Source organism: Paenibacillus sp. FSL k6-2145 (genome assembly GCF_037976585.1).
GTDB lineage: Bacteria > Bacillota > Bacilli > Paenibacillales > Paenibacillaceae > Paenibacillus.
Window position 1 is genome coordinate 1,297,401 of sequence record NZ_CP150267.1, and the last position, 12,834, is coordinate 1,310,234.

At 48.1% G+C, this 12,834-nt stretch carries 7 protein-coding genes, 1 tRNA gene and 2 rRNA genes; all 10 read right to left on the reverse strand.

The genetic code is table 11. From position 1 onward, the window contains the following. Nucleotides 1-22: 22 nt before the first annotated feature. The gene (gene disA / locus NZ043_RS05870) at nt 23-1,099 is read right to left on the reverse strand and encodes a DNA integrity scanning diadenylate cyclase DisA (protein WP_062836168.1); all 1,077 of its coding nucleotides are present in this window, start codon (nt 1,097-1,099) and stop codon (nt 23-25) included. Between the two features lie 13 nt (nt 1,100-1,112). Beyond that, nucleotides 1,113-2,480, reverse strand: coding sequence for a DNA repair protein RadA (gene radA, locus NZ043_RS05875; RefSeq protein ID WP_036671578.1), 1,368 nt, complete (start codon nt 2,478-2,480; stop codon nt 1,113-1,115). A 260-nt stretch (nt 2,481-2,740) separates the two neighbouring features. Continuing rightward, the gene (locus NZ043_RS05880) at nt 2,741-5,203 is read right to left on the reverse strand and encodes an ATP-dependent Clp protease ATP-binding subunit (RefSeq protein WP_062836200.1); all 2,463 of its coding nucleotides are present in this window, start codon (nt 5,201-5,203) and stop codon (nt 2,741-2,743) included. Between the two features lie 185 nt (nt 5,204-5,388). Further along, on the reverse strand, nt 5,389-6,459 hold the full coding sequence (locus tag NZ043_RS05885; RefSeq protein WP_036607140.1) for a protein arginine kinase: 1,071 nt from the start codon (nt 6,457-6,459) through the stop codon (nt 5,389-5,391). 28 nt (nt 6,460-6,487) lie between these two features. Further along, nucleotides 6,488-7,012, reverse strand: coding sequence for a UvrB/UvrC motif-containing protein (locus NZ043_RS05890; RefSeq protein ID WP_091039155.1), 525 nt, complete (start codon nt 7,010-7,012; stop codon nt 6,488-6,490). Between the two features lie 31 nt (nt 7,013-7,043). Next, complete coding sequence (locus tag NZ043_RS05895) at nt 7,044-7,505, reverse strand: CtsR family transcriptional regulator (protein WP_036607135.1); 462 nt, start codon at nt 7,503-7,505, stop codon at nt 7,044-7,046. A 463-nt stretch (nt 7,506-7,968) separates the two neighbouring features. Next, nucleotides 7,969-9,144: a GNAT family N-acetyltransferase gene (locus NZ043_RS05900; RefSeq protein WP_339310976.1), complete on the reverse strand. Its 1,176-nt coding sequence runs from the start codon at nt 9,142-9,144 to the stop codon at nt 7,969-7,971. 179 nt (nt 9,145-9,323) lie between these two features. Continuing rightward, nucleotides 9,324-9,440, reverse strand: a 5S ribosomal RNA gene (rrf, locus tag NZ043_RS05905). Nucleotides 9,441-9,514: 74 nt separating this feature from the next. Further along, a 23S ribosomal RNA gene (locus NZ043_RS05910) occupies nt 9,515-12,442 on the reverse strand. A 213-nt stretch (nt 12,443-12,655) separates the two neighbouring features. Next, nucleotides 12,656-12,731, reverse strand: a tRNA-Ala gene (locus tag NZ043_RS05915). Nucleotides 12,732-12,834: the final 103 nt, after the last annotated feature.

Consider the following 12,834-nt stretch of genomic DNA (forward strand, 5'->3'; position numbering starts at 1 on the left):
AAGCCTTTATATAGGCAAACCCTTACATCTGTCTGTCGATAAACATCTGCTCCTGCAAACGTTTGAGGCCTTCCTTAATGGTCCGGGCACGAACTTCACCAATACCATCCACTTCGTCCAGTTCTTCAATTGTAGCCATAATAACATGAGGCAATTGTTCGAATTGATCCACCAGGTTATGGATAATGACATTGGGCAGGCGGGGGATCTTATTTAATACCCGGAATCCACGAGGTGCAACCGAATCCTCAGAAGTAGCGGCTGATGAAGGATAGCCGAGAAGACGGACAATATGATGTGCATCCAGCAACTCATCGTCCGACAATCTTTTCAGTCCCACGATAATTTCACGGATTTTGTCATCACTGTCGTCACGAGCATAGTCCTTATACAATAACCAGGCTTCTTCTTCCGTTGTACCCACGAGTTCTTCCATTTGCATGGAAATGAGTCGTCCCTCATTCCCGAGTTCATGAATATATCGTTTGATTTCCGTTTTGATCCGCATGACCATTTCGGTACGCTGAATTACATTGACCACTTCAGGAATCGTCACCAGTTCCTCAAATTCAGAGGCACTCAGATTTGTAAGGGACTGTGTTAATACCGCTTTGTATTTCTCCAGGGTTTGAATCGCTTGATTTGCTTTGGTCAAAATAACCCCGATTTCCTTGAGGGAATAACGAAGTGTTCCCTGATACAAGGTAATGATATTCCGGCGCTGTGATATGGATACGACCAATTTACCCGTTTGCTTTGCTACACGCTCTGCCGTCCGGTGACGAATCCCCGTCTCTGATGAAGAGATCGAAGAGTCCGGGATTAACTGGGTATTGGCGTAAAGAATACGCTTCAAATCCTCGCTAAGAATAATGGCTCCATCCATCTTGGCGAGTTCGTACAGGTAGTTCGGGGAGAAATCACAGTTAATCGAGAATCCCCCATCCACCACTTCCATTACTTCAGGGCTGTATCCTACAACAAGCAGTGCGCCCGTCTTGGCGCGCAGCACATTTTCCAGACCTTCGCGGAAAGGTGTACCTGGTGCGATCAGCCTTAACAATTCATTCATATTATCCAGTTGGCTCGAATCTTTCATCTTGTTATGCCCCCTAATCTAAAGCAACCGCTAGTGCATCTGCCACGGTATTCACACCGATCAGTTGTATCCCGCGAGGATGTTTCCAGCCCTTTAAGCTTTTTTCCGGTAAAATGACTCGTTTGAAGCCCAGCTTCGCGGCTTCCTTCACTCGTTGTTCGGCCCGTGATACGGCTCGAACCTCACCTGTCAGACCAATCTCGCCAAAGATGACGTCATCCGGCTTGGTCGGTACATCTCTCAAACTGGATGCAATGCTGACAGCAACCGCCAAATCTACAGCGGGCTCATCCAACCGTACTCCACCAGCCACGTTCAGATACGCATCCTGGGTCTGTAAAAACATGCCCATCCGTTTCTCCAGCACTGCAATAATCAGATTTAATCGATGCAGATCTACCCCTGTTGCCATACGGCGGGGAGAAGGGAAATGGGTAGTCGAGATCAACGCCTGTAATTCCACGAGCAGAGGACGTGTCCCCTCCATACTGGCAACTACCGTTGAACCCGCTACACCCAGTGGGCGTTCTGACAAAAAGAGTTCGGACGGATTGCCCACCTCACGAAGTCCATCCTCGCCCATTTCAAAAATGCCAATCTCATTGGTTGAACCAAAACGGTTCTTCACCGCACGCAGCAGGCGATACGTATGATGCCGTTCTCCTTCAAAATAAAGCACGCAATCCACCATATGTTCTAACATACGCGGACCGGCAATGGCACCTTCTTTGGTAACATGCCCCACAAGAACCGTTGCAATGCCTCTGCCTTTGGCAATCCGCATGAACCTTGACGTACATTCCCTTACCTGTGCTACACTACCCGGCGCACTGGTAACTTCGGGAAGATATACCGTCTGAATGGAGTCGATGACAAGAAAATGCGGCTGGATCTGATCCACCGCTTCCTCCACACGTTCCATATTGGTTTCACACAGCACATACAACTCGGCAGAGAGTGCCCCGAGACGGTCTGCCCGCAATTTGGTTTGCTTGACTGATTCCTCACCGGAAACATATAACACACGCAAACCCGAGTGCGTTAAAGCATGAGACGTCTGCAACATCAACGTTGATTTACCGATACCCGGATCTCCGCCCACCAGAACGAGTGAACCTGGAACGATTCCGCCACCCAATACCCGGTTCAACTCTCCGATTCCAGTCTGTACACGCGGTTCCTGACCGCTATCTATATCTATGATAGGAAGCGGTTTATCTTTACTGTCAAACAGAGGAGAATTTCTCCCTTGTGTTTTGACCACCGTCTCTGTTTCTTCCACCATTGAATTCCATGACTGACAACCCGGACACTTACCGTACCACTTGGGGGCTTCATAGCCGCATTCCGTACATTGAAACTTGGTTTTAACTTTGGCCACTTCAGCACTCCTATAATTTAGTTTTATAACAGCATTTTGCATTATTCGACGAATTTCACCCAAACTCCCTGACGTGCAGGGTTACTAAAAGTTTACCATTGTTTGAGATTTTTCGTAAAGGATTATCGCAAACTTTACACATGTTCCTGACATAATCATGTCCGTCTTCTGTCCAAAGTGCAAAAAATCCTCCCCGGCCGAAGCCGAGAAGGATTAAGGATTAATACAAGCTGAAGTTTAACTCCAGTGCTTGCTGTATATTATTTGGTTTCGATTTCCTCATTCGAAGGAACAACCACGTCTTTTTTCGTAACAGACAGTGCACCGTTCTCTTCGTCGATGAGCAATGAATCCCCTTTGGTTACGTTACCTGTGAGCAACTCTTCAGACAATTTGTCCTCGATATGCTTCTGAATTGCCCGACGAAGCGGACGTGCACCGTAAGCTGGATCAAAGCCGGCTTTGGCAAGGAAGTCCTTCGCATTGTCGGTGAGTTCGAAGTCAACTTCGTATTCACGCAGCCGTTTGCGAAGTTCCTCACTCATGAGGGTAACAATCTCTGCAATGTGTTTTTGTTCCAGAGAGTGGAATACGATAATTTCATCAATCCGGTTAAGGAACTCTGGACGGAAGCTTTTCTTCAGCTCATCCATAACTTTACCCTTCATGTTATCGTAATCCGCACCTGCATCCACAACCGCTGTGAAACCAAGTGTAGAGTTACGTTTGATCGCTTCGGCACCCACGTTGGATGTCAGGATAATCAGCGTATTCCGGAAGTCAACAACGCGACCTTTGGAATCCGTCAGACGACCATCTTCAAGCACTTGCAGCAAGATATTAAATACTTCTGGGTGTGCTTTCTCGATCTCATCAAGCAGGACTACAGAGTATGGTTTGCGACGAACTTTCTCTGTCAGCTGGCCACCTTCTTCGTATCCAACATATCCTGGAGGCGCTCCGACGAGTCGGGAAGTTGAATGTTTCTCACCATACTCAGACATATCAATCCGGATTACTGCATTTTCATCACCGAACATTGCTTCAGCCAGAGCACGAGCAAGTTCTGTTTTACCTACCCCAGTAGGACCGAGGAAGATGAATGAACCCATCGGACGTTTTGGATCTTTAAGTCCCGCACGAGCACGACGAACCGCACGGCTGACCGATTTCACAGCCTCATCTTGGCCAATGACCCGTTCATGCAGAATGGATTCCAGATTCATCAGACGTTGTGTCTCTTCTTCTTTTAGCTTGTTCACCGGAATTCCTGTCCAGTTGGCTACCACTTGTGCGATATCCTCAGGTGTTACTTCAGAATCCGTGCGACCTTGTTTTTCTTTCCACTGATTCTTCGTTACATCCAGCTCTTCACGGATTTTTTGTTCCGTATCACGAAGCGCTGCGGCTTTTTCGAACTCCTGGCTTTGAACTGCAGCGTCTTTTTCTTTACGGATATCTTCCAGACGGCTTTCCAGTTGTTTCAGGTTTGGTGGGATCGTGTAAGAGTTCAATCTTACTTTGGAACCCGCCTCATCAATCAGGTCAATCGCTTTGTCTGGCAGGAAACGGTCTGTGATGTAACGGTCAGACAGTTTAACCGCCTGTACAATCGCTTCGTCCGTAATTTTCACGCGGTGATGCGCTTCATAACGGTCACGCAAGCCATGCAAAATTTGAATCGCTTCTTCCGGAGAAGGCTGATCTACAGTAATCGGTTGGAAACGACGCTCAAGCGCTGCATCCTTCTCGATGTATTTACGATATTCATCCAGTGTTGTCGCACCGATACATTGCAGTTCTCCACGGGCCAGAGCCGGTTTCAAAATGTTAGAAGCATCGATGGCACCTTCAGCTCCGCCTGCACCAATCAAAGTATGCAATTCGTCGATAAACAGGACAATGTTACCTGCTTGGCGAATCTCATCCATGATTTTTTTCAGACGATCTTCAAACTCACCACGATATTTGGTTCCAGCGACTACTGAACCCATATCCAGGGTCATTACACGTTTGTCGCGCAATGTTTCCGGAATCTCATTTGCAATGATTTTTTGTGCAAGACCTTCAGCAATCGCTGTTTTACCTACACCTGGCTCACCGATCAATACCGGGTTGTTCTTGGTACGACGGCTGAGCACTTGGATGACACGCTCAATTTCTTTGCTACGCCCAATGACTGGGTCAAGGTTATTCTCTCTGGCGTAAGCCGTGAGGTCACGTGCCAGACTGTCCAGTGTTGGTGTGCTGACATTGGCAGGTGTTCCATTGTGACTGGATACAGCTTCACTGCTGCCAAGCAACTGTAACACTTGTTGACGTGCTTTGTTCAGGCTGATACCCAGGTTATTGAGCACACGTGCTGCAACACCCTCGCCTTCACGAATCAATCCGAGCAGGATATGCTCTGTGCCTACATAGGTATGGCCCAATTTACGAGCTTCATCCATAGACAGTTCAATTACTTTTTTCGCACGTGGCGTATATGCAATGTTGGTAGGTTGCTCTTGGCCACGGCCAATCAGCGTTTCTACTTCATCCTGAATTTTTTCCAATCCGAGTCCCAGGCCGATCAGTGCTTTGGCAGCGATGCCTTCGCCTTCACGAATGAGGCCGAGCAAAATATGCTCAGTACCGATGTTATTATGACCGAGACGGACAGCTTCTTCCTGCGCGAGTGCGAGCACCTTTTGGGCCCGTTCCGTAAATCTTCCAAACATCATATCTCCTGCACCTCCATGGTTTTGGATAAAACGAGGGTCATGTAATAAAATAACCGTCGTATTCTTCATATCATTTTTGTTTGCAGCCGTGCTGCGAATAAAGTCATTTGGCATTCGTACATGCCTTATTATATAAAAGCCGCAATGCGGCATGAAACCATAATTCAATACAATATCAGGCTAAGCTAGGACTGCTTCGCTGCATTGATCGTATCACGAATCAACTGAGCACGATAGATGTCACGCTCATCTGTGCGCATATCTTCCCCGAATGTTTTCTGCAAAAATCCCGGCTGTGTCATCACATTCAACTCATTCATTACCGTGATGGACAATCCATCCAGTAAGCCGAGATCCACGCCAAGGCGTACATCCGATAAGCGCTGTGCAGCTTCCTTGGAATCAACAATAGCTGCATGAGACAATATGCCGTAAGAACGCATGACACGATCCGTAATCCGAAGTCTGGAGTCGGTAATTAACCGTTCTCTGGCTGTACGCTCATGACCTATCATCTGTAATACAACACCATGCAGGTTCTCGATGACTTCCTGTTCGGTCTGTCCCAATGTAATCTGGTTCGAGATCTGGAACAGGTTACCCATCGCCTCACTGCCTTCACCATATATCCCCCTTACAGTTAATCCCACTTGGGAAACTGCGGTTAGAATACGGCCTATCTGTTGCGTCATCACTAGGGCAGGCAAGTGCATCATAACCGATGCTCTAACACCTGTACCTACATTGGTAGGACAACTGGTTAAGTATCCTCTGCGATCATCAAAAGCATAGTCCACGTGCGCTTCAAAAGCATCATCTATTGCGGAAGCTTTCTCCCAGGCTTCTTTCACCTGGAACCCCGGATAGAGGCACTGGATACGAAGATGATCCTCTTCATTAATCATAATACTGACCGACTCATCCTCACTGAGAATAACCGCACCATTCCTGGATTCATTCGCAAGACTTGGACTGATGAGATGTTTCTCCACCAGCACCCGTTTGTCGAGTTCGTCAATATCGATCAGATCCAACGTATGAAAATCCCCAAAGGCATGAACGTCATCGTATTGAAGTACTTCGCTCAGCTTATTCAGCACCTCTTCCGATTGCTCATTGGAAGCCAGCATCGGAAACGGAACATGCTGAAGGTTGCGTGCAATCCGGACACGGCTGCTAATGACAATTTCGGAATCAGCCGCATCACTGCGCATCCAGTCGCTGAGCGCCTTCTCTGTAAAGCGCAGATTAGGCATTACGCATCCCTCCTACTCATGACAAACTTTACTCCTGAGCTATTCCTTTTTCAAGTCCTCTGATCTGGTCACGGATCTGAGCCGCCTCTTCAAATTCCTCTTGCGCGATGCTCTCCTGGAGCTCACGCTTCAGATCAGCGATTTGCCGTTTCACCTTGATGCGACCACCAGCTCGTGCAGGCACTTTGCCTACATGGGACGTACTACCATGAACCCGCTTGAACAAAGGGTCCAGACGGCTGTCAAAATATTTATAACATGAACTGCAGCCAAATCGGCCTATCTTGCTGAATTGTGAGTACGTCATACCACACTCTTCACACTGAAGTGCTTTTGCAGGTGGTGTTCCTGCCGATCCACTTTTGCTGGCTGGATCAAAATCAAGCAATCCGGACAACAAGTTGTGAATGGAAAACCCGCCTGCTGTTCCAGGGATCATTTCCCCTTTTTCACGGGCACATGACTCACAAATATGGAATTCCGTCTTCTCTCCATTTACGATTTTCGTAAAATGAAGTGTCGCCGGACGTTTATTGCATTCTTGGCACAGCATATTGATGTACCTCCTTTGACCCCGATAGTTTTCATTTACCGAGCAAAGATATTAACATCGCCTTCAACATTCTGGCACGAATTTGATCCCGGTAAGGAAGTTTGACTAATATAACCTCTCTAGATACAGCAGCTCGCATCAACCCGGCTTCCCGCTTGCTCAAGAAGCGTGCTTCTTCCAATTGATAGATCAAACCTTCGGCAGCTGTCTGCCCGATCTCTTCACCAATACTATGGTGCAAATGATTATGCAGAGCTGATTGGGCCGGTAATTCAATGCGCTGTATGCGAACATAACCACCACCGCCGCGTTTACTCTCTACCAGGTATCCCTTCTCGAGTGTAAAACGTGTGCTGATGACATAATTGATCTGGGAAGGTACACATGAGAATTGATCTGCCAGATCATTACGCTGAATTTCAACCATTCCTTCGGGACTTTCATGCAAAATACTCTTCAGATATCGTTCGATAATATCAGAGATATTACGCATCCAATCATCCTCCACTGTCTGAAACGTTAAGTCAATAAGGACCCACACGCCCCCACAGAGTACACCTTCTCTACCCATTTAACCAATCAGGAAAACAGCGAATCTTGCTTCCACAGGTATCAACAGGAGAGCGAAGGAAGCACGAAGGTCCTTTAATATTCCCTTGATCCTCCGATGAGATGAATCCCGTATATTGGCGATCATGCATCAGATTGTTGAAAGAAAGCTACTTAAGTATTAAACCTTTAGTTGACTTTGACTTTCTTTGACTTTATAACCATTATAGCATATTTTGTGGTTTTGCCAAGTGGGGTCACTATTCATTTTTTACGATTTTACACGAAATATTCCCCAGACACAAAAAAACCTCCCCAAAATTGCTGGAGAAGTCCATTTGTCTTTCAATTACGTCGTATTTCTATATAAGCTCATCCAGTTAAATGGAGCAATGGTGAATAGGTTATCAGAAGAAATCGAGTAAATAGGTTTCCCGTTCAGGAATCGCCTGTTCCAAAGCCTTGATTGCTGTGTTCGGTCCGTGAATTCTTCCCATTCGTGCCATTTCCGTTGGTCTGCGATATCCCATCATCACTGCAGTAAGGGACTGAATATCTAACTTAATAGTCTGATCATCAGTAATTGGCTCCGAAGTTTTCCATATGGACGCTGTTCCATTCATCGCTACGTTTAATTGCCATACTCCTTCATTCCACGGAGCGTGGGTATCCTCTACCTGTAGAACAATCTGCACCGGTGAGTCCTGGCTTGCAAATGGATACTGGGATATAAACTGCTCTACACTAACGATACGCGCCATAAAATAAGGTACGATCTCTTGCTGAATCCGTGGGTTATCCAATTGGAAAGCAAGCGTATCACTGGCAGGTGCCTGCAACGTAACTTCCTGGATCATGGAATCATGATTGGCAATGAAGGTCCACAGCCCTTGTCTAGCCTCTTCATTCAGATAGATGATCTCTTTAATGGTAAACTTATTTTCCTTAACCTCATATAAAAGATAACCTTGTGCTGCATCAGATTCATCGTAATATACAGCCTTCTGGCTGCTCCCATTAACAAGAACCGAATTTTCCCACCTTGCATCATCCCGAACCAGAGTTCCGTTATAACGCTCAGCATAAGCACTGTATACTTCCTTTAATATGCTGAGGCCCGGATCCCCACGCCGAATTGTTCCCGGTGTCGCTTTTTTCAGAGGCAAATGAGCTGTAGGTACTTTATAACGTTTAAATTCAACATAAGTCTCCCATCCATACTTCCGATAGAAACCAAAAGAGAATGGATGCAAGAACGATATACTTTGTTTGTTACGATTCATTTCTTCCAACGCATGCTTCAGCAGACCCGCTACCCAGCCTTTGCGTCTATACTCTGGCCAGGTGGCTACACCCGCAATACCGCCCATTTCGAACGATCTGCCATGAATATAGGTTTGAAAAGGGATAATGTGAAGTTTGGCGCCTAGCTGCCCGTCCTCATATACACCCCATATATCCTGTGACGAAAATTGACTCCGTCGACTTTCTTTTTGTTCATCACTCATTACTACTTGAAAAGCATATTCGGAGAGTGCCATCGCCGGTTCAAAATCGTTTACCGTCAATTTTTGAATTTCCATGTCGTCCTACACCCCATTCGCTAGAGTTATTATCAATCCAATTCATGGCCTGATATATGATATATGTACCCCTTTGAGTGTGTCAGAGGATTCCTACAAAGTCAAATAAGAGATGCTCTCGCATCCCCTAAAATAAACAAATAAAAACCACCACCGAATAACATCGGCAGTGGTTCTTCGCTTGGCGGCGTCCTACTCTCCCAGGACCCTGCGGTCCAAGTACCATCGGCGCTAGAGGGCTTAACGGTCGTGTTCGGGATGGGTACGTGTGGAACCCCTCCGCCATCGCCACCAAACGCATAGCTTACATTTCAGAGATCGTTCTCTGAAAACTAGATTCGAAACGAAACATGCGAATTATCACTTGCTATTGGATAAGCCCTCGACCGATTAGTACTGGTCAGCTCCATGCATTGCTGCACTTCCACCCCCAGCCTATCTACCTCGTCGTCTTCAAGGGGTCTTACATACTGGGAAATCTCATCTTGAGGGGGGCTTCACGCTTAGATGCTTTCAGCGTTTATCCCGTCCGTACATAGCTACCCAGCGGTGCTCCTGGCGGAACAACTGGTACACCAGCGGTACGTCCATCCCGGTCCTCTCGTACTAAGGACAGCTCCTCTCAAATTTCCTACGCCCACGACAGATAGGGACCGAACTGTCTCACGACGTTCTGAACCCAGCTCGCGTACCGCTTTAATGGGCGAACAGCCCAACCCTTGGGACCTACTTCAGCCCCAGGATGCGATGAGCCGACATCGAGGTGCCAAACCTCCCCGTCGATGTGGACTCTTGGGGGAGATAAGCCTGTTATCCCCAGGGTAGCTTTTATCCGTTGAGCGATGGCCCTTCCATGCGGTACCACCGGATCACTAAGCCCGACTTTCGTCCCTGCTCGACTTGTAGGTCTCGCAGTCAAGCTCCCTTATGCCTTTGCACTCTTCGAATGATTTCCAACCATTCTGAGGGAACCTTTGGGCGCCTCCGTTACTCTTTAGGAGGCGACCGCCCCAGTCAAACTGCCCACCTGACACTGTCCCCGCACCGGATTACGGTACCAGGTTAGAACCTAGATACGATCAGGGTGGTATCCCAACGTTGCCTCCACGCAAGCTGGCGCTCACGTTTCAAAGGCTCCCACCTATCCTGTACAGATCGTACCCAAATTCAATATCAAGCTGCAGTAAAGCTCCATGGGGTCTTTCCGTCTTGTCGCGGGTAACCTGCATCTTCACAGGTATTAAAATTTCACCGGATCTCTCGTTGAGACAGCGCCCAAGTCGTTACGCCATTCGTGCGGGTCAGAATTTACCTGACAAGGAATTTCGCTACCTTAGGACCGTTATAGTTACGGCCGCCGTTTACTGGGGCTTCGGTTCACAGCTTCGGGATTACTCCCTAACCACTCCCCTTAACCTTCCAGCACCGGGCAGGCGTCAGCCCGTATACTTCGCCTTACGGCTTCGCACAGACCTGTGTTTTTGCTAAACAGTCGCTTGGGCCTTTTCACTGCGGCCCCCTCGTGCTATTCACACTACCGGGGCACCCCTTCTCCCGAAGTTACGGGGTCATTTTGCCGAGTTCCTTAACGAGAGTTCTTCCGCGCGCCTTAGAATACTCTTCTCGCCTACCTGTGTCGGTTTGCGGTACGGGCACCTTCACCTGGCTAGAGGCTTTTCTTGGCAGTGTGAGATCATGACCTTCGCTACTACAATTTTCGCTCCCCATCACAGCTCAGCCTTACAATGTGCGGATTTGCCTACACATCAGCCTTACTGCTTAGACGGACATCCATCAGTCCGCGTCACTACCCTACTGCGTCCCCCCATTGCTCATAACGGCTTACGGTGGTACAGGAATTTCGACCTGTTGTCCTTCGACTACGCCTTTCGGCCTCGCCTTAGGTCCCGACTTACCCTGAGCGGACGAGCCTTCCTCAGGAACCCTTAGGCTTTCGGCGGATCAGATTCTCACTGATCTTTTCGTTACTCATACCGGCATTCTCACTTGTATAATGTCCAGCGCTCCTTACGGTACACCTTCAACCCTTATACAACGCTCCCCTACCCCTGATGCAAAGCATCAAGCCATAGCTTCGGTGGTGTGTTTAGCCCCGTTACATTTTCGGCGCAGAGTCACTCGACCAGTGAGCTATTACGCACTCTTTCAATGGTGGCTGCTTCTAAGCCAACATCCTGGTTGTCTGTGCAACTCCACATCCTTTCCCACTTAACACACACTTGGGGACCTTAGCTGATGGTCTGGGCTGTTTCCCTTTTGACAATGGATCTTAGCACTCACTGTCTGACTCCCGGAAGTAAGTCTATGGCATTCGGAGTTTGACTGAGCTTGGTAACCCTTGCGGGCCCCGCACCCAATCAGTGCTCTACCTCCACGACTCTGTTTTCCGAGGCTAGCCCTAAAGCTATTTCGGGGAGAACCAGCTATCTCCGAGTTCGATTGGAATTTCTCCGCTACCCCCACCTCATCCCCGCATTTTTCAACATGCGTGGGTTCGGGCCTCCAGTGCGTGTTACCGCACCTTCACCCTGGACAGGGGTAGATCACCCGGTTTCGGGTCTACGTCCACGTACTAAGTCGCCCTATTCAGACTCGCTTTCGCTGCGGCTCCGGCTCTTCACCTTAACCTTGCACGGGAACGTAACTCGCCGGTTCATTCTACAAAAGGCACGCCATCACCCCTAAAACGGGCTCTGACTTTTTGTAAGCACACGGTTTCAGGTTCTATTTCACTCCCCTTCCGGGGTGCTTTTCACCTTTCCCTCACGGTACTGCTTCACTATCGGTCGCTAGGAAGTATTTAGCCTTGGCAGATGGTCCTGCCGGATTCATACGGGGTTTCACGTGCCCCGCACTACTCGGGATCCGTCTCGGAGGGAACAGACTTTCAACTACAGGGCTTTTACCTTCTTTGGCGGGCCTTTCCAGACCTCTTCGCTTAACCGGTTCCTTTGTAACTCCATGTGAGACGTCCCACAACCCCAAAGAGCAAGCTCTCTGGTTTGGGCTTCTCCGCGTTCGCTCGCCGCTACTGACGGAATCACTATTGTTTTCTCTTCCTCAGGGTACTTAGATGTTTCAGTTCCCCTGGTATGCCTCTACATAACCTATGTATTCAGTTATGAGTAACTGGAAATTACCCCAGCTGGGTTTCCCCATTCGGACACCCCCGGATCAAAGCTTGCTTACAGCTCCCCGAGGCAGTTTCGTTGTTCGCCACGTCCTTCATCGGCTCCTAGCGCCTAGGCATCCTCCGTGTGCTCTTAGTAGCTTAACCATTTTGTTCCGGTTTCGGTCGCTCGCTTCCCTTGGTTTGGACTGCGTCCAAATCCAAAAGTCGCTCTCACCCGATACCATCACAAAAGCAATTTAACTACCTTTATACACTTGACTTGTTTGCACAAGTTCAGCTTAAAGGAATGTTCTAATTCGCGTTTGTTTCGTTTCGATATCTAGTTTTCAAAGAACAAGCCAAATAGATGAAATTGTTTGGTGGAGCCAAGCGGGATCGAACCGCTGACCTCCTGCTTGCAAGGCAGGCGCTCTCCCAGCTGAGCTATGGCCCCTCAAATTCCATCAAAACTGAACAAATGGATAAGTAACTGTGTTGCTGTTGCAGGTTCTAAGAACCTGCTTATTTGAATGTTTCCGTTGCAGGAAACGATTCTC